This is a genomic window from Embleya sp. NPDC008237 (genome assembly GCF_042956465.1).
Classification (GTDB): Bacteria; Actinomycetota; Actinomycetes; order Streptomycetales; family Streptomycetaceae; genus Embleya.
Genome location: NZ_JBIBGL010000009.1, coordinates 329,072 through 345,788, shown reverse-complemented (window position 1 = coordinate 345,788; position 16,717 = coordinate 329,072). Strand labels below are relative to the sequence as shown.

The following is a 16,717-nucleotide window of genomic DNA, read 5'->3' as shown; positions in this document are numbered from 1 at the left end:
GACCCGGGGTCCGCGAAAGTTTGGTGTGTGGGTCTGACTCTAGAAAGTATTGCGGTCGGATCACGGTCACGACTCCCCCGCAGGGCTTGACGTCGCGTACTACGAGGGACGTAGAAACGAGGCGCTACTACCGCTCCTGCACTGCGCCCGATCTCCACCCGAGTCCGCCCACGACGCCGACCGGACGTGCTGAATGGGTTCACCGTCTCCGACCGCGCACATCGTGTCCGTCTTCGGGTCCACGACACCGGTGATGACGGCGGCGGGACGGGCGGGCGGCCTCTCCGGGCTCGCCCGGAGGCCCGTCCCGGCTCCGGGACCGAGGGGCCCGTCATCTCGAACGTCACTCCGGTCGCCGGGGAGTCGGAGGTGCCGCGCCGGGAAAGGTCCTGCCCGAGGACGCAGGTATCGCCTACGGTCGTTGCCATGGCCGAAACCGTTGATCTGTCCGCGATGTTGCTTCGTGACGAGACCGGCCGAGGGCTCACCGGCTATCTCGCGCGCCCCAAGGGCAAGGGCCCGTGGCCGGGTGTGGTCGTCCTGTTCGAGGGGGCGGGGCCGGACGCGGTCAACCGACGGCATGCGGATCGCATGGCCGAGGCCGGCTTTCTGGCGCTGATGCCGGACCTCTACCACGGTCGCGGCCCGAACCGGTGCATGGTCTCCGTCATGCGCTCGGTATCGACCGGCCGCGGTCGGCCCTACGCCGACATCGAGGCCGCCCGGCAGTGGTTGTCGGCCTCGGGGGAGTGCACCGGCAGGATCGGCGTGATCGGCTTCTGCATGGGCGGCGGCTTCGCGCTAGTGCTCGCGGGGCAGGGCACGTACGACGTGGCCGCGGCCAACTACGCCCAACTGCCCGGCGATCCGGACGCCGCGCTGCGCGGCGCGTGTGCGATCGTCGCCTCCTACGGCGGCAGGGACAAGGTCTTCCGCGGCGGTGCGGCCAAGCTGGAAGCGGCCCTGAGCCGGGCCGGCGTCGAGCACGACGTCAAGCTCTACCCGGACGCGGGCCACTCGTTCCTCAACGAGGCCGACAACGCGCCGCCGCTGCTCCGCCCCGTGTTGCGCACCGTCCTGGGCATCGGCCCCGAACCGGTCGCCGCCGCCGACGCCTGGCAACGCATCGACACCTTCTTCGCCCGCCACCTGGCCACCGACCCCACGCCCGACACCGCAACCGAAGCCCGTGTCGAAGTCCGGCCCGAAGTACCCGTCGAAGCGCCGGCGGCGACCGCCGCCGAGCCTTCGGCCGAAGCCCCGGCCAAGTCACCCGGCCCCGCCCCGGGCGCCACGCCGACCGACTGATCCCACCCCGCCGGCGCCTCTTTGCCCGCGTGCCGGGCCGTCGGGTACCGCCCCTCGGCGAGAGCAGGGGCGGTACCCGGTGTCGGATCAGGCCCAGTACTCCACGTACAGGGAGAAGCCGACCGCGCCGTTGCCGGTGCAGTGGTATGTGCTCGCACCGGCGTAGTGCACGTACATTGCGCCGGTGTTCTGGCACTCGGACAGGTACCGGTAGGTGGCGATGTAACTCCCGCTCGACGCCTGCGCCGAGCCGGCTCCCGCCGTCACCAGTCCCACCGCTGCCGTCGCCGCGAGCGCCAGACCGGCCACTCTCCGTGTCGACTTCGACATGTGTTCCCCCGTTCGTCGATCAAGCACGAACGCTCATGGTCCAACTCCGGTCGAAGCGCGTCAAGATCCATTACGCAGGGGCAACAGGCCGACACGGAAAGGGAGTTGGTCGCATGCGTCGGAGCCCGGCCGGGCGCGTCGAGCGTGGCGTCGCCTGCGTCGAGACGGGCACCGCGGCGAGACACGGGAGAGGGGCGAGGGCTCGGGCGGCTACGCGAGGTACATCTCCAGTTGGATGTCGTTCGGGTCGCGGAAGGCGATCAGTGTGAAGCCCGTCGTGGGGGTGACCCGGATTCCCGAGTGGGTGACGCCGGCCTCGGTCAGTCGGGCCTCCCACGCCTCCAGGTCGGCGCGGGTGTCCACGGTGAAGGCCAGGTGATCGAGGCCGGTCGTACGCTCGTTGAACGCGGCGCCGGCGTCCGCGTGCCGGTGCCGGGTCAGTGCGACGACCACGCCGCCGGGGTGCCGCATGATCCGCCGGTCGAAGTCGTCCGTGTCCCACGGCAACACCGGTACGAAATCCAGGACTTCGGAGTACCACCGGACCGAGGCCTCCAGGTCGCGTACGTTCAGCGCGACGTGATGAACCCCGGAGAAGCTCGCCTTCGACACGTGTTCCGCCCTTCGTGGCCGACCGATCCCGCTCACCCGTTCGAGCGGGATCGCCCGAGCCTACTGCCGCCGACGATGTCCTCGGTGGACGCCATCGGCGTTCCTCAGGTCAGGATCGGGGTCGTCTGGGCCGACGCGATGCGCCACGCGTCGTCCTCCTTGACCAGGACGTAGGTGAGTTGGCCGGAGGCCGCGGGGAGCGTGGGCGTGGTCGAATCCGCGTCGCCGACGCCCTCCCGTCGGTCGAAGACCTGCTTGAGGCACACTACGATCGCCACGTCCTCGCGGACGAAGTGCACGTCCTGGATCTCGGCGGTGGTGGCCACGTCGGCCAGCGGCGAGGCCATCGCCTCGCGCATCGCCTCGGCCAACGCATCCCGGCCCGACACTCGCCGGCCGCCGAAGTTGACGATGTTCACGTGTTCGGTGTGCAGCGGGACGAATGCGTCGAGGTCGTTCTGCGACTTCACGGCGTCCGCGACCAGTCGGCGGATGGGGGCGAGGTCGAACGATTCGGTGCCCATGTGAACTCTCCTGTTGTCAGAGGTCGTTGCCGAGGACCGAGCGTCCTCCGCAGAGGAGTATGGAACTTCAAGGGAACTTGAAGTCAATCCTCCGCGCAGAGCACTTTCGAAGCGGGGTCCGGTCACACCACCCGCACGTCCACGCCCAGGTCGCGCAGGCCCGACACCGCCTCGATCGGTGCGCTCTCGTCGGTGATGACCATGTCGAGATCGGTGGCCGGACAGACGTGGCCCAGGCCGGTGCGGCCGAACTTGGTTCCGGTGCAGACCGCGACGACGCGCTGTGCGGAGGCGATGGCCGCCTGCTTGATCGGTACCTCGGTCAGGTCGTTGGCGGTCAGACCGTGGCCGACGGACAGGCCGCAGACCCCCAGCACGGTGGTGTCCACGCGCAGCGTGCGCAGCGACGTCTCGGTGAGATGCCCGCCCAGCGTCAGGGCGCCGGGCGTGGTCTGGCCACCGGGGACCAGCAGGCGCACGTCGGGCGCGTTGCCCAGGACGTACGCCGCGTGCAGGTCGAGCGGGACCACGGTGACCCGGCGCCGGGCCAGGACCCGGGCGATGGCCAGGCTGGTGGTGCCGCCGTCCAGGATCAGCGATTCGCCGTCGGTGACCAGCGCATCGAACGCCGCGGCGATCCGGCGTTTGCTCTCGGGCGCCTCGTGCTCGCGCACTCCGAACGGCAACACCTCGCCGCGCAACACCAGACTGACCGCGCCGCCGCGGACCCGGCGCAGCACGCCCTGCTCGGCGAGCTGGTCGAGGTCCCGGCGGATGGTCATCTCCGAGCAGCCGGTCTCCTCGGCCAGCTCGGCCACGGTGACGCGTTCCGCTGTGCGCATTCTCTCGATGAGCAAAAGCTGGCGTTCCGAACCTTCCATGTGTTCAATCAAACGTGTTGTATGTTCGAAAGTCAATCGACGCGAGCGGTGTGACCGGCGCATGCGGTGCGGGTCCGTCAGGCGTCCACCGTCATCCGGAGCCGTGCCCGGCGGCCCGGAGCCGTCCACACCCGTCAGGCCGTCCCGGCGACTCGATCAAGGAGCTCCCATGCGCACCGAGTGGATCGTCTTCGACTTCGGCGGGGTCATCTGCCTGCCGCCGCCGGACCACGCGAGCGAGGCCCTGGCCCGCACCGTCGGGGTCACCCCGGCGGAGTTCTGGTCCGCCTACTGGCCCGATCGTGCGGCCTACGACGCGGGCACGCTCGGCGCCGCCGAGTTCTGGAGCGGCCTGTGCACCCGCCTGGATCGTCCGGTACCGGACCGGGACCGGCTCGACCTGCTGGTGGCCGGCGACCTTGCCGCCTGGATGCACCTGAACCAGGACACCCTCGACCTGTTGGCCGAACTGGCCGGGCTCGCCGACCGGGGAGTGGCCCTGGCGCTGCTGTCCAACGCCCCCATCGAAATGGCCCGCCGGATCGACGAGCAGCCGTGGGCCCGGGTGTTCCGCCATCGGGTGTTCAGCGCCGACCTCGGCCTGGCCAAGCCCGACCCGCGCATCTACCACCACCTGTGCGCGCAACTGGACGCACAGCCAAGCGAACTCCTGTTCATCGACGACCGCCCGGAGAACCTGGACGCGGCCAGGGCCGTGGGCATCGAGTCGCTCCTGTTCACCGACACTCCCACGCTGCGCGCCGACCTCGACCGGACCCGGGCCACCGGATCGGTCCGGTGAGCACCGCGGCCGACGCCCCGGGCGGCGCCCCATCCGGCACCCTCGGGCGGCAGGCCCACCCCGAAGTGCCCGCCGAAGTCCCGACGTTCCCACCCGGCGCGACGGTCGCCGCCTGCGTGGCCCTCGCGGGCGGATCGAACGGCGGGTCGACGGGCGGATCCGACGGCTGGGGCCGTGATACGGCAACGGTCCGCCGACGTCCGACCGGGGTCGGGGCGTCGGCGGACCGGAGTCTGGGCTCGCCTCGATGCGCGGGGTGTGCCGACAGCGGCTCGGATCGCGAGCCGGTCGGCACGCGGGTGTCACGCCTCCTGCTTGGCCTCGATCTCCAGAACGATGGTGATCTTGTCGCCGACCGCTGCGCCGGCCGGGCCGCCGGTGACGCCGAAGTCGCCGCGGCTGATCTCGGTGGTGGCGGTGAAGCCCGCGACCGGGTTGCCGTCGAAGCCGGTGCCGAAGCCGTTGAGTTCGAGTTCGAGGGTGACCTGCTTGGTCACGCCGCGCAGCGTCAGGTCGCCGTCGACCCGGTAGACCAGGGACGACTCGGCGCGGATGCCGGTGGACACGAAGGTCAGCTGCGGGAACTTGTCGGTGTCGAGGAAGTCCTCGTTGCGGATGTGGTCGTCGCGCATCTTGTTGTTGCTGTTGACCGAGGCGGTCTCGATGGTGGCGGTGACCGACGATTCGAGCGGGTTCTCGGCGGTGACGATCGAGCCGCCGAAGTCGTCGAAGCGACCGCGGACCTTGGCCACGCCCAGGTGACGTACGGAGAACGAGACGTCCGAGTGGACCTGGTCGATGGTCCAGGTGCCCGCGACGTAGCCGGGGATGGTCTCGACGGTGGTGGTCATGGGAGCTCCTTGGTGCGGTGTGGGTGCGGTGTGGGTGCGGTGCAGTGCGGTTCCGGCGTTCGGTGGGTCCGCCGGCGCGGACCGTGGACCGCCGCGACGTTTGTTGAACGCTCAGGAACATAGCAGCTATAAGTTGATGATTCAACAAGTCTTATGCTGTCGTCATGACCGACGACGATTCGCTGACTCCTTCCGAGCAAGAGATCTGGCAGTCGTACTTCACCGGGACCAGGGAACTCGCGGCCCATCTGGACCGGCGGATGCGCCGCGAGACGGGCATGCCGATGACGTATTTCGAGATCCTGGGCCTGCTCGCCGAGGCACCGGACCGGAAGATGCGGATGAGCGAGCTGGCCGCGGCGGCGTTGTCGTCGACCAGCCGGGTCTCGCACGCGGTGACCGCACTGGAGAAGTCGGGCTGGGTTTCCCGCTGCCCGGTCCAGGGCGATCGCCGGGGCTGGGTCGCGCGCCTGACCGACGAGGGGCTGGCCGCACTGGCCGCCGCGGGGCCGACCCACGCGGCGACGGTGCACCAGCACCTGTTCGATGTGCTGACGCCGACCCAGGTGGTCGCGCTGGCCGAGATCGGGCGCGCGATCCAGGACGGCCTGGGCGTGGTCTGCGCGAGCGCACGAGCAGCGGCAGCCGCCGCGGTGGAGGGGACGGGCGGCGATGCGGACGTCGAGGAGATCGACACCGGGATGGACTGTCCGCTCGACGACACCGCCTGCAATGGCGACGCCGGTTAGCGGATCGTGACGCCGGGCGCCGGGGCGAGCCTGCACGGCCTGCCGATCAACCCAGGGAATCGGGCATACGGTCGGGGGGTCGGGTGCCCGTCACCACGGTGGCGTACCACTCCTCGGACTCGACGACTCGCGGAATCAGGCCCGCGGCGCGGAAGACCTCGACGGCGTGCGGTGCCTGGCGCTCGCTCGTCTCGACCAGCAGCCGGCCGCCGGGCGCGAGCCATCGCGGGGCCGCCGCGGTGACCCGGCGCTGGATGTCCAACCCGTCGGAGCCGCCGTCGAGGGCCACCCGGGGTTCGTGGATCCGGGCCTCCGAGGGCAGGAGTGGGATCTCCCCGGTCGGCACGTAGGGCGTGTTGGCGATCAGCACGTCGATCCGCCCGCGCAACGTCGTCGGCAGCGGCGCGAACAGGTCCCCCTCGAAGACCCGGTCGGCCGCGATGTTGCGCCGCGCGCACCGCACCGCCGCCGGGTCGATGTCGGCGGCGTACAACTCGACCCGGTCCACCTCCGCGACCAGGGCCGCGCCCAGAGCGCCCGAGCCGCAGCACAGGTCGACCACGACGGCCCCCGGCCGGGCCGCCGCGACGGCCTGCTCGACCAGGAACTCCGTGCGCCGGCGCGGTACGAACACGCCGGGGTCGACGGCGATCCGCAGGCCGCGGAACTCGGCCCAACCGAGCACGTGTTCCAGCGGGAGACCGGCGACGCGGCGATCCACCATGACGGCCAGTTCGACCGGGTCGGCGGCACCGGCGATGAGCAACTCGGCCTCGTCCTCGGCGAAGACACAGCCGGCGGTACGCAGCCTGGTGACGATCACGGACGTGGGGCAGGGTGATGCGGAAACCGACATGAGAGCCTTTCGGATGCCGAAGGGTGCTCTCGCGGACTCACCTATGCCAAGTGGACCGCACGGTCGTGGAAGGAGAGCACCCGACCTGATACAGCGGTAATCGGTGCCACCTCCTCGAATTCGAACCCGGTCCGCCCAGGGTTGGGCGCGGCGGCAAGACTACCCGACACCGAGCGCGGCTCGCGCCGGGGTCTCCCGACCCGCGCCCGCATCCCGCGCCGTACCCGGTGGTGGACCGACGTGGGATCCGGGGCAGGCCCTACGGCCACCGATGCCCCGCGGCGCCCCCGTCCCATCCTCGCGGCCGACCGCGCACATCGAGCAGGTCCGCGACGTACTCCGGAACGTGCAGCCCGCCCCCGGCGGTGCGGCCCCGGCCGATGCCCGGTCGACGGCCGACGCTGCGCACGTTCTCCCACGCCCACGCCTCCGTCCCGGCCATGCGATGGTGCATCGCCGAAACGCAGCGCCGCAGCAGCAGTTCGGCCTCCGGATCGGCCGTGGCCGCACCGCCGGCGGCACCCTGCAAGGCGCGCCGGGCCGCCATGAAGTCGGCCACCCGATCCTGGATCCGCGCCGCCACCGCCGCCTCCGCGTGCTCGCGTCCGACATGCTCGGTGTACGCCAACAGCCCGACCAGGTCGACCGGCGAGTCGGTGCCGGCGCTGTCCCGGGACGCGTAGTAGTCGCTCGTCCAGGACACCACGTCCGCCTCGGCGTTGCGGATGTCGTCGTACGCGGCGCCGTCCCGGATCGCCGCCGCAAGCTCGCCGCCGGCGATGAATTCGTCGAGCAGCAGGCACGGGAACTGCCCGCCGGCCAACCGACGATGCCGGATGTACGCGTCCACGCCGCACGCGTGCTCGCGGGCCGCCCCGGGCGAGGCGCCGGCCGGTGGACGGGCCACCCGATGCAGCGTCTGCACACACTCGACGACGAAGTGATCCCGCCACTCGGCGCTCATGGCCGGATAGACCCGCCCCAGGATGTCCGCGAGCGCGTGCGCCATCGCTCCGGCCGCCGGGTCCGCCCGACCGGTGCGGTACACCGACTCGATCTGGCCGATCAGGGGCTCACCCGGATGTGCGGGGTGTTCCTCGGGTTCCGCGTAGCGGTCGTGGGCGAGGAACTGCCATGCGATGAACTGTGCGTACAGGCACAGCAGTTCGGGCGCGGCATCGGGATGCGTGTAGGCGGCGAGGTCGCCCAGTCGCGCGCCGACCAATCGCTTCTCGATGCCGGGGCGATCGAGCAGCCGGTGCCGTCGGGCCCAGTCCAGCAGCCGGCATTCCGCTTCGGGCGCGTGCGGATTGCGGTCGAGGGCGAACGGCAGCGGTATTCGCGGGGGATGTGCCTCGACCATGGGGACTCCATTCGTCGTCGAAGGGTGGTGCGGCCAAGGGGTTTTCGCATGTTGCGGACCCTCTCGGCCACCACCGGCTCCCGAACGCGACGATGCCGGAGTCCGACGCACCGCACACCGATATCGCCCGTTTCCACCTCGGGGCGATAGTCGATCTGCTATGGATCGTCGGAAAAGCTCCCTGGGTCGGGACGACGGCGACCGGTGCACGCCACCCGGTCACCCGCCGTTCCCCGTCGCTCATGTCGGAAGCAATGCCCCCACCAGATCGGCGAATTCCTCCGGAGTCATGATCGCCACGCCGAGCTTCTCCGCCTTGGCCCGCTTGGACCCGGCCTTGTCCCCGGCGACGACCAGGGCGGTCTTGGCGGACACGGACGAGGACGCGGTGCCGCCGGCGCGCTCGATCAGTTCGTTCATCTCGTTGCGGGACAGCGCGGCGAGCGGCCCGGACATCGAACCGGTGACCACCACCGACTTCCCGGTCAGCGGGCCGGCCTCGACCGGTGCCGCATCGCTCGCCTGCTCGGCACCGGAAGCGGCACCGGCATCCGCAGCCGGCGCACCGGCTCCCGGTCGCACGCCGGGCTCGGTCATGTTCACCCCGGCGGCGACCAACTTGTCGATCACCTCGGCGAGTTCGGCGAGTTCGGCGACGATCACCGCGGCCTTGCCGGGACCGATGCCCTCGACCTGCGTCATCGCCTCCACGTCGGCCGCACGGATCGCGTCCATCGTGCCGAAGTGCCGCGCGATCCGGCGGGACATCGACCGACCGGTCAGCCGTACGCCGAGCGCGCACAACACCCGGCTGAGCGGCTTCCCCCGGGCCTCCTCGATGCCGGCCAGCAGCTTGTCGGCGATCTTGTCCACCCGGTCCAGGGCCAGGAATTGTTCGCGGGTCAAGGTGAACAGGTCGGCCATGTCGGCGACCGCGCCGGAGGCCACGAGTTGCGTGACGATCCGGCCGCCGATGCCCTCGATGTCGAGCTGGTCGCGGCCCACCGCGTACAGGATCCCGGCCTGCAGACCGCACGCGCGGCCCTGTGCGCACCGCCAGCGCTGCTGTGTCGTGTCCAACTCGCCGCCGCACTGCGGGCACGCGGTCGGGAACTCGATCGGCGTCTCGTCGCCCGTGCGCATGTGCACCAGCGGCGCCTCCACCCGCGGGATGATGTCGCCCGCCTTGTACACGCTGACCCGGTCGCCGATCATCAGCCCGCGGCGCTCGATGTCGGCCGGGTTGTGCAGCGTCGCGAAGCCGACGACGCTGCCGTCGATCTCCACCGGATCCAGGATCGCGCGCGGCGCGACCACCCCGGTCCGGCCCACCGCCCAGTCCACGCCGACGAGTCGGGTGATCTTGTGCACGGCGGCCAGCTTGTACGCGATCGCCCAGCGCGGCGCGCGCGTTCCACTGCCCGCGTCGGCCTGGTCGGCCGCCGCATCGGCCTTGATCACCACGCCGTCGATGCCGAACGGCAGTTCCGCCCGCGCCGCGGCGATTTCGTCGACCGCAGCCTGTACGTCCTCGATGCTCGTACACACGCGCAGCCGCGCCGAGGTGCGCCCGGTGGTCAGCACGCCGAGTGCCTCGACCCGGGCCATCACCGCGGAGTGGTCGGCGGTGCGCAACTCCTCGGCGAACGTGCTCTCGTCGTCCGGCAGCGGCAGTGCCACGTAGCCGAAGAAGGTCATCGGGATCACGTACGGCCGATCCTTGGCCCGCAGCGTGCCCGCCGCACCACCGCGCGGGTTGGCGAACACGGTTGCGCCGTGCTCCCGACGGATCTCGTTGGCGCTCTCGAACTGCTCGGCGGTGAGCAGGACTTCGCCGCGCACCTCGATCGAGACCGGCTCGCTCAACCGGTCCGGCAGACCGACGATGGTGCCGATCGCGTGCGACACGTCCTCACCGGCGATGCCGTCGCCGCGGGTGACCAGCCGGTCGAGCCGGCCCTCGCGGTAGCGCACCGCCACCGCCAGGCCGTCCATCTTCGGCTCCACCGTCAGCGCCGCGACCGGCCGCTTGATCCGCCGCTCCAGCGACGCGGCCCACGCGGCCAGCCCCTCGGGATCGAAGACGTTGTCCAGGCTGAGCATCGGCACGGTGTGCGGCACGTCCCCGCCCGGCAGCGCGCCCGCCGCGACCTTGCCGACCGGCGACTCGGCGAGCACCCGGTCGGGGTGCTCGCGCTCGTACGCGCCGATCCCGCGCAGCAGTCGGTCGTACGTGTCGTCGTCGACGGTCGAGTCGGCGCCGCCGTAGTAGGCCCGCGCGGCGGCGGTCACTGCCTCGACGGCCTGGGCGTACGCGTCGAAGTCGGCGAGAACGGCGGCCGGCGCCGGGGTGTCGGTCATGCGCACATCCTCTCGAACGGGACCGACATCACCTTGATCGGCACGGTCCGGCGCGACGCCCGACCCGGCCCGCCGCCCGCCTCGCGTCACCCCGACCCGGCGAAGGCCGCCCGCCCCTCACGCCTCCCGGAGCACCGACCCCGGGTGCGCCCGCAGCCCCGCCGCGAGCGTCAGGGTGACCGCGATGGACGCCCCGGCAAGCACCGTGATCGCCGTCGTCGGCGACGTGACCTGGGCGATCCCGCCGGCGATCGAGGCGCCGACGCCCTGCATCGCGACCATCCCGGACGAGTGCAGCCCCAGCGCCTGCCCGCTCAGCTCGTCCGGCGTCATCGCCATCAACCGTTCCTGGAACAACAGCGTCGCCGAATATCCGACCGAGGCCACCGCGACCACGGCCAGGGCGAGCGGCAGCGGGGGGTGTACCGCGAACAGCAGGTACGGCGTGGCCAGGAGCAGCAACATCGGCGCCCCCAACCGGCGCCGCCACGGCGCGGGCACGAATCGCCCGCCCAGCACGTCCCCGGCAAGCATGCCCAGCGCCGCGAAGGCGAAGAGCAGGCCCGCGTGGTCGGGTGCGAGCGGGATGAACAACGACTCGCAGCCGACGATCAGCCCGTTGGGCACCCACAGCGCGAGATAGATGTAGCGGCGCGGCTTGACCGACCACAACACCGTGTTGTTGCGCCAGGTCTCGGCGACCGACGGCCGACCGGACGCACGCGGAGCCCGTCGGGCCAGGCCGAACCGGGCCACGATCGCCGCGAGCAGGTACAACCCGGCGGCCACCAGGAGAGTGCCGCGCGCGGACAGCACCGTGACCAGCACGGCACCGAGCGAGAACCCGACGATCTGGAGCACCCCGCTGCTCATGTTGAGCACGGAGCGCCCGAGCAGGAAACCCTCCCTCGGCAGGATCTCGTTGAGCAGCCCGTAGCGCACGCCGCCGCCCACCGCGGCCACCGCGCCCTCGCCCAACACGATGGCGAACACCGCCCACAGCGGCAGTCCGGGAATCGCCAGTGCGGCGGTGCCCGCGGCGAAGATCAGCCCGATCACCGTCATCGCGGCCCGCGGCGGCAACCGGTCCGCGGCCGACATCAGCGCGGTCGCCCCGATCACCTGCGCGAGCGAACCGCCGAACATGCCCAACGCGGCCAGCAACGGCGAGCCGGTCCGGTCGTAGACGAGCGTGCCCAACGCCAGTCCGCCGACGTTGGTCGCGGCCAGTTGCGCGGAGGACGTGGCGAACAGCGGCGTGTATTCCGGCGCTCGAAAGAGCTCTCGGTAGGTGCGCATGTCCAGAGCTTCGAGCCCGGCGGGGCCCGGGCGTTACTGTTTCGCCGGGAGGCGAAAGCATGGGGTGGTGGCGGGTCGACGCGGATACCCTCGCAGGCAGCCGATTCGCGATCTCGCCGCTGGCCGAGGTCACCGCGACGCTGAAGACGCTGCAACGGGGTACGGCCGCGCATCCCGGCGAGCGGACCTGGCTGGACGCGCACCTGCCCGCCTATCGGGCCCGGCTGGCCCAGGATCCGGTCACCGCCCTGCTGCTGCGGATCGGCCTCGGCGGCAGTTGGAACGCGGACTTCCTCACGCCCCCGCCGCCGCTGACCGGCGAACCGGCCTTCGCCGCGGAACTGGCCGGGATCCGCGGCACATCGGAGCCGGTCGCCCGGGCCGATCTGGAGGTGTCGATGGGCGGCCCACTGCCCACCGCGCTGCGCCGGACCGACCTCGGCCCACGCGCCGCGGACATCCTGGACTGGGTGTGGACGCGGGTGGTCCGACCGGACTGGCCACGCCGACGGCGGATCATCGAGGCCGACATCGTCGCCCGCACCGGCCAACTCGGCCGCGGCGGCTGGGCGGCGGCCCTGGACGACCTGCGCCCGGGCATGCGCTGGCTGGGCGCGAGCCGACTGCGGATCAACGCGAACGACTACCCTCCGCGCGAACTCGGCAGCGCCCGCCTGTCGTTCGTGCCGGTCACCCCCGGCCGCGGCTGGGTGGCCTGGGAGGAGGAGCGGCACTACGCGGTGATCTACCCGTGCTCGGGCGCCTTGGCCGACGCCCACCGCCCGGCCGGTCCCGACCCGCTGGCCCGCCTCCTCGGGCCGGCCCGGGCCGGCGTCCTGAGCCGCCTGGACACCCCCAAGAGCACCACCCAACTGGTCGCCCTCACCGGCCAGGGCCTCGGTTCGGTGGGCCGCCACCTCAAGGTCCTCCTGGACGCCCACCTCGTCCTGCGCCGCCGCTCCGGCCGCTCCGTCCTGTACTACCGCTCACCCACCGGCGAAGCCCTGATCGCCGCCCAGACCCCGGACCGACCACACACCGCGGTCGCCGAGCCGACCGGCCCGAATCCGCCCCGAACCCCCGGGCCCGACGTCGCCGCGACCGGGCCCGCGCCGTGCAGGCCCGACGGCGACCCCGCCCCCCGATCGGGCCGACCGGGCGCCGAGCCGCGCACCGTCGGCGGCGAGGCGGTCCGCGCGGGCGGGCGGGATGGGCCACCATGACCGGATGAGGACCGAACCCGTCACCGCGCTGTCGCCGCGCGGCATCCGGCACGTGCTGCTCACCCAGCGCTGGAGCGAACTCACCTTCGTGCACTGGGCCGTGCCACCCGACGTAGTTGCCCCGCTGCTCCCGGAGGGGACCCGGCCGGACGTCCTGGACGGCGTGACCTACGTCGGGCTGGTGCCGTTCCGGATGGTGGGCGTGGGATTCCTGCGCCTGCCCGGCGTGCCGTGGCTGGGTACCTTCGCGGAGACCAACGTGCGGCTGTACTCCGTGGACGGCGCCGGCCGGCGCGGCGTCGTCTTCCGCTCGCTGGAGGCGGCCCGCCTGTTGCCCGTGCTGACCGCCCGGGCCACGCTGCGACTCCCGTACCGATGGGCCCGCATGCGCATCGACCGGACCGGCGACCGGGTGCGCTACACGACGCGGCGACACCGCCTGGAGGGCGCCCCGCGGGGCGGCACGGTCGAGGTGCGCGTCGGCGCACCGGTGACCGACCCCGGCCCGCTCGAACACTTCGTCACCGCCCGCTGGGGCCTGCACACCCGCGTCGCCGGCCGTACCCTCTACCTGCCCAACGCGCACCCGCAATGGCCGCTCCGCCACGCCGAGTTGCTGCATCTCGACGACGACCTGGTCGCCGCCGCCGGCCTGCCCGAGGCGACCGGCGAACCGGACAGCGTGCTCTACTCGCCCGGCGTCCCGGTCCGCTTCGGTCCACCCCTCCCGATCACCGGTACCCGACCCGTCGGCCCCCGGGGGGGTAGCGTGCGGCGGTGAGCGAGACGTGGAGCACGCACGACATCGAGTTTCGTGACGACGTGGTCGTCAAGAGATTCCGTTCGCGCGAGCGGGCGGAGCCGCTGCGCGAATGGCGGGCGCTGGGCCTGTTGGCGAGATACGCGCCGGGCCTGGCGCCGGAACCGATCCGGGAGGACCTCGACGGCGAACCACCCGTCGTGGTCATGTCCCGACTCGCGGGCGTGCCACTGCGCGGACGAGACCTCGACCGGAAGCAACTGCAAGCCTTGGCCGAGGCGATCGGCATGCTGCACGACGCGATCCCCACGGCGGAGGTCGTGACACTGCCGGCCTGTACCTGGTATCCGCCCGTGGTCGAGGGCAAGGCGCGGGCGTGGAGCACCGGCGGGCGCGACCTCGGCTCGGACCCGCTCGTGGCGCGAGCCTTCGAGTCCGGATGCGCGTGGTTGTCCGCGTGGCACACACCGCCGGAACCGGGACCGGGAATCCGGCCGGTGTTCGGCCTGTCGGACGGAAACCTGGCCAACTACCTGTGGGACGGCACGCGGGTACGCCTGGTCGACTTCGAGATCTCCGGCCGCAGCGACCGGGCGTTCGAACTGGCGGAGCTCGTCGAGCACGTCTCGATGTGGCCCGCCGGCACCGACGCCGATACGGAGTTCCTCCTGTCCTGCTTCGAACTCACCGATCCGGAGATCGAACGACTGCGCGACTTCCGGACCCTGTTGTCCCTCGTCTGGCTGCTGATGTTGCTGCCGGACAGCCCGGGGTATCACCGCAACCCACCCGGCACGCTGACACGCCAGGCGGCACGGCTCCTGGCCCACCTGGAACCGGTCGGATAGCCCGCCGGATCGCCCGCCGTGGGGGATACCCCATGCCCGACGACCCGCGAAATCCGGCCGGCCGATGCGGGCACGGCGAAGCGGGGGCGGATGCCCGGACGGATCGTTCTGTCGACCACACCCCCGAGGCGCCGACCCCACGCCGGTCGCCTCCGGACGCCGACCCCACGTCGGTCGCCCCACCGCCCCCACTCCCACGCGGCCGTCGCACCCCCACTGCAATCACGACGACCCGTCCGCGCGGTCTACCCGGCCAACCCCTCCCGCAGTCGTTCGATGTCCTCGAGGTCCTTGGCCCGACGTGGCCGATGCGGCATCCACGTGGGCGTCATCAGCTTGATCTCGATCTGTGCCTCGGGCGAGATGATCGGGCAGGACACCCCGCCCAGCTTGCCCGGAGGCGTCTCCAGCATCCCCTCCGGCCAGCGGGAGCCCGCCCACGGCCCGCCGGCCACGATCACGTGGCCGTCCGGATCACGGGCCAAGAAGGCGAAACCCAACTCCACGCCGCCCGCCGTGTAATCGAGTTGTTGCTCGGCGGGAGCCCGCGCCAAGCGAACGAATCCTCGCGCGGCGAACGCTGCGGTCAGCGCCGGGGCGTCCCGAGCCCACGCGAACCAGTCGACATCATTGTGTTCCCGGGTTGTCCGGCCCAGGAAGAAATCCATTGCCCATCCGCCACGCAACCAGACCTGTATACCCAACTCCCGGGCCAGGTCCTGGACTTCGACGATCAGTGCGAGCTGCCGGTCGGCATCCGACGACACAGTCATGGGATTACCGTAGGGCTCGCGCAACCGGCCCCGGGGCGGTCTTCGCCACGCCGTCATCCACCCGTGACCGAAAACGACCCTCCGCCCGACCTTCGGGGAAGGGACCGCGGCGGCATCGGGTCCCGGCCGGACCGCGCGCGTCGATCGGAGCCCGCGCCCCTACTCCGGCGCGGACGCGAGCCCGTGCTCGCGGCGATACGCGCCGAGCTCCGCTTCGGTGGGTGGGTTCGCGCCCGCTCGCGAGCACGTGAGGGCCGCGACCAGCGACGCGTCCGCGAGCAGCGCGCCGAGCGTCGCCGGGTCGAGGCGCCGGATGCCGGCGGGGTCCAGCAGACCCCGACGGCGAAGCGCGTCCAGGAGACCGGCCGTGTACGCGTCGCCCGCACCGACCGTGTCCACCACCCGCACCGCTCGGGCCGGCGCCGAGGCCCGACCCGCGGGACACACGCCGTACGAGCCTTCGGCGCCCCGGGTGACCACCACCAGCCCCGGGCCCAGTGCCAGCCAGGCATCCGCCACGTCGGCGAAGTCGCTTCCCGGATGCAGCCATTCGAGGTCCTGGTCGCTGACCTTGACCACGTCCGACAGGGCCACCAGGGACTCGATCCGCTCTCGGGCCGGCTCCGGATCGCCCATCAGGGACGGCCGGCAGTTCGGATCGTAGGAGACCACCGCCTGCGCCCGCGCGTGTTCGGCCGCCAGTACGCGCCGCACCGGGTCCGCGCCCGGAGCGAGCGTCGCCGCGATCGAACCGGTGTGCACACACCGGGACCCGGGCGGGACGCCGACCGCATCGGGCAACTCCCAGACGATGTCGAAGGTGTAGGTCGCCGCACCCGCCGCGTCCAGATCGGCCCGCGCCACGCTGGTGCGCCCCGTCGACCGGCTCTGCGGTGCCACCTCGACCGCACTCGCCGCCAAGTGCGCCGCCAGCAACTCGCCGTGCGGGTCCGCCCCGTAACGGGTGATCAGGTGCACCGGCGCGCCCAGCCGCCCCAGCCCCACCGCGACATTGGCCGGACTGCCCCCGGGATGGGCGACCGGATCACCGCCCCGGACGGATACGAGGTCGATCAACGCCTCGCCGATCACGGTGATCATGCGGTGGCCTTCCTGGCTGGACCGAAGTTCGGACGGGTGACGCACGAGCCGGCCTCGACCGGCCGGGCGGCGGTGC

Annotated in this window: 17 protein-coding genes; 6 read left to right on the top strand and 11 right to left on the bottom strand. The window is 71.9% G+C overall.

Translation table 11 applies throughout. The features are described from left to right. Nucleotides 1–426: 426 nt before the first annotated feature. On the top strand, nt 427–1,308 hold the full coding sequence (locus ACFZBU_RS24740; protein ID WP_391585802.1) for a dienelactone hydrolase family protein: 882 nt from the start codon (nt 427–429) through the stop codon (nt 1,306–1,308). A gap of 87 nt (nt 1,309–1,395) precedes the next feature. On the opposite strand, the gene ACFZBU_RS24735 is transcribed toward ACFZBU_RS24740, so the two are convergent. The 4 genes from ACFZBU_RS24735 to ACFZBU_RS24720 form a co-directional block, all read right to left on the bottom strand. Then, nucleotides 1,396–1,638 carry a hypothetical protein gene (locus ACFZBU_RS24735; RefSeq protein WP_391585801.1) on the bottom strand — a complete coding sequence of 81 codons (243 nt, stop codon included), beginning with the start codon at nt 1,636–1,638 and terminating at the stop codon, nt 1,396–1,398. A 210-nt stretch (nt 1,639–1,848) separates the two neighbouring features. Further along, a complete protein-coding gene (locus ACFZBU_RS24730) occupies nt 1,849–2,250 on the bottom strand; it encodes a VOC family protein (protein WP_391585799.1) in 402 nt (133 codons plus the stop codon). A gap of 104 nt (nt 2,251–2,354) precedes the next feature. Continuing rightward, nucleotides 2,355–2,774, bottom strand: a complete 420-nt coding sequence (locus ACFZBU_RS24725; protein WP_391585798.1) for an SgcJ/EcaC family oxidoreductase — start codon at nt 2,772–2,774, stop codon at nt 2,355–2,357. 122 nt (nt 2,775–2,896) lie between these two features. Further along, nucleotides 2,897–3,655 (bottom strand): DeoR/GlpR family DNA-binding transcription regulator, encoded by a 759-nt coding sequence (locus ACFZBU_RS24720; RefSeq protein WP_391585797.1) that lies wholly within the window; start codon nt 3,653–3,655, stop codon nt 2,897–2,899. A gap of 169 nt (nt 3,656–3,824) precedes the next feature. On the opposite strand from ACFZBU_RS24720, the gene ACFZBU_RS24715 reads away from it, so the two are divergent. After that, nucleotides 3,825–4,457 carry an HAD family hydrolase gene (locus ACFZBU_RS24715; protein ID WP_391585796.1) on the top strand — a complete coding sequence of 211 codons (633 nt, stop codon included), beginning with the start codon at nt 3,825–3,827 and terminating at the stop codon, nt 4,455–4,457. Nucleotides 4,458–4,759: 302 nt separating this feature from the next. Here the strand turns inward: ACFZBU_RS24715 and ACFZBU_RS24710 are convergent, their stop codons facing one another. Next, nucleotides 4,760–5,308 carry a YceI family protein gene (locus ACFZBU_RS24710; protein ID WP_391585795.1) on the bottom strand — a complete coding sequence of 183 codons (549 nt, stop codon included), beginning with the start codon at nt 5,306–5,308 and terminating at the stop codon, nt 4,760–4,762. Nucleotides 5,309–5,472: 164 nt separating this feature from the next. On the opposite strand from ACFZBU_RS24710, the gene ACFZBU_RS24705 reads away from it, so the two are divergent. Next, the gene (locus ACFZBU_RS24705; RefSeq protein WP_391585794.1) at nt 5,473–6,057 is read left to right on the top strand and encodes a MarR family winged helix-turn-helix transcriptional regulator; all 585 of its coding nucleotides are present in this window, start codon (nt 5,473–5,475) and stop codon (nt 6,055–6,057) included. A gap of 46 nt (nt 6,058–6,103) precedes the next feature. On the opposite strand, the gene ACFZBU_RS24700 is transcribed toward ACFZBU_RS24705, so the two are convergent. The 4 genes from ACFZBU_RS24700 to ACFZBU_RS24685 all read right to left on the bottom strand — a co-directional run bounded on the left by ACFZBU_RS24700 (nt 6,104) and on the right by ACFZBU_RS24685 (nt 11,936). Next, nucleotides 6,104–6,913: a putative protein N(5)-glutamine methyltransferase gene (locus ACFZBU_RS24700; protein WP_391585793.1), complete on the bottom strand. Its 810-nt coding sequence runs from the start codon at nt 6,911–6,913 to the stop codon at nt 6,104–6,106. A gap of 259 nt (nt 6,914–7,172) precedes the next feature. Then, nucleotides 7,173–8,276, bottom strand: coding sequence for a hypothetical protein (locus ACFZBU_RS24695; RefSeq protein ID WP_391585792.1), 1,104 nt, complete (start codon nt 8,274–8,276; stop codon nt 7,173–7,175). 240 nt (nt 8,277–8,516) lie between these two features. Beyond that, entirely contained in the window at nt 8,517–10,637 is a 2,121-nt protein-coding gene (gene ligA / locus ACFZBU_RS24690) for an NAD-dependent DNA ligase LigA (RefSeq protein ID WP_391585791.1), read from the bottom strand. A 117-nt stretch (nt 10,638–10,754) separates the two neighbouring features. Next, a complete protein-coding gene (locus ACFZBU_RS24685; RefSeq protein WP_391585790.1) occupies nt 10,755–11,936 on the bottom strand; it encodes an MFS transporter in 1,182 nt (393 codons plus the stop codon). Nucleotides 11,937–11,995: 59 nt separating this feature from the next. On the opposite strand from ACFZBU_RS24685, the gene ACFZBU_RS24680 reads away from it, so the two are divergent. Genes ACFZBU_RS24680 through ACFZBU_RS24670 form a run of 3 tightly spaced genes read left to right on the top strand, consistent with a single transcriptional unit; the run spans nt 11,996 to nt 14,767 of the window. Next, nucleotides 11,996–13,159, top strand: coding sequence for an ArsR/SmtB family transcription factor (locus ACFZBU_RS24680; RefSeq protein ID WP_391585789.1), 1,164 nt, complete (start codon nt 11,996–11,998; stop codon nt 13,157–13,159). A gap of 4 nt (nt 13,160–13,163) precedes the next feature. Beyond that, nucleotides 13,164–13,940 carry a YqjF family protein gene (locus ACFZBU_RS24675; protein WP_391585788.1) on the top strand — a complete coding sequence of 259 codons (777 nt, stop codon included), beginning with the start codon at nt 13,164–13,166 and terminating at the stop codon, nt 13,938–13,940. Continuing rightward, nucleotides 13,937–14,767: a phosphotransferase family protein gene (locus ACFZBU_RS24670; protein ID WP_391585787.1), complete on the top strand. Its 831-nt coding sequence runs from the start codon at nt 13,937–13,939 to the stop codon at nt 14,765–14,767. Before ACFZBU_RS24675 ends, ACFZBU_RS24670 begins: the two co-directional genes overlap by 4 nt. A gap of 245 nt (nt 14,768–15,012) precedes the next feature. Here ACFZBU_RS24670 and ACFZBU_RS24665 read toward each other — a convergent pair whose 3' ends face one another. Further along, on the bottom strand, nt 15,013–15,540 hold the full coding sequence (locus ACFZBU_RS24665; protein WP_391585786.1) for a nucleotidyltransferase domain-containing protein: 528 nt from the start codon (nt 15,538–15,540) through the stop codon (nt 15,013–15,015). 159 nt (nt 15,541–15,699) lie between these two features. Continuing rightward, a complete protein-coding gene (locus tag ACFZBU_RS24660) occupies nt 15,700–16,641 on the bottom strand; it encodes a carbohydrate kinase (RefSeq protein WP_391585785.1) in 942 nt (313 codons plus the stop codon). Between the last annotated feature and the right edge of the window lie 76 nt (nt 16,642–16,717).

Coding starts and splice junctions, on each gene's coding strand:
- ACFZBU_RS24680 (WP_391585789.1), top strand. CDS start 11,996: ATGGGGTGGTGGCGGGTCGACGCGGATACCCTCGCAGGCAGCCGATTC.
- ACFZBU_RS24740 (WP_391585802.1), top strand. CDS start 427: ATGGCCGAAACCGTTGATCTGTCCGCGATGTTGCTTCGTGACGAGACC.
- ACFZBU_RS24700 (WP_391585793.1), bottom strand. CDS start 6,913: ATGTCGGTTTCCGCATCACCCTGCCCCACGTCCGTGATCGTCACCAGG.
- ACFZBU_RS24735 (WP_391585801.1), bottom strand. CDS start 1,638: ATGTCGAAGTCGACACGGAGAGTGGCCGGTCTGGCGCTCGCGGCGACG.
- ACFZBU_RS24695 (WP_391585792.1), bottom strand. CDS start 8,276: ATGGTCGAGGCACATCCCCCGCGAATACCGCTGCCGTTCGCCCTCGAC.
- ligA (WP_391585791.1), bottom strand. CDS start 10,637: ATGACCGACACCCCGGCGCCGGCCGCCGTTCTCGCCGACTTCGACGCG.
- ACFZBU_RS24660 (WP_391585785.1), bottom strand. CDS start 16,641: ATGATCACCGTGATCGGCGAGGCGTTGATCGACCTCGTATCCGTCCGG.
- ACFZBU_RS24710 (WP_391585795.1), bottom strand. CDS start 5,308: ATGACCACCACCGTCGAGACCATCCCCGGCTACGTCGCGGGCACCTGG.
- ACFZBU_RS24665 (WP_391585786.1), bottom strand. CDS start 15,540: ATGACTGTGTCGTCGGATGCCGACCGGCAGCTCGCACTGATCGTCGAA.
- ACFZBU_RS24720 (WP_391585797.1), bottom strand. CDS start 3,655: ATGGAAGGTTCGGAACGCCAGCTTTTGCTCATCGAGAGAATGCGCACA.
- ACFZBU_RS24685 (WP_391585790.1), bottom strand. CDS start 11,936: ATGCGCACCTACCGAGAGCTCTTTCGAGCGCCGGAATACACGCCGCTG.
- ACFZBU_RS24675 (WP_391585788.1), top strand. CDS start 13,164: ATGAGGACCGAACCCGTCACCGCGCTGTCGCCGCGCGGCATCCGGCAC.
- ACFZBU_RS24705 (WP_391585794.1), top strand. CDS start 5,473: ATGACCGACGACGATTCGCTGACTCCTTCCGAGCAAGAGATCTGGCAG.
- ACFZBU_RS24725 (WP_391585798.1), bottom strand. CDS start 2,774: ATGGGCACCGAATCGTTCGACCTCGCCCCCATCCGCCGACTGGTCGCG.
- ACFZBU_RS24715 (WP_391585796.1), top strand. CDS start 3,825: ATGCGCACCGAGTGGATCGTCTTCGACTTCGGCGGGGTCATCTGCCTG.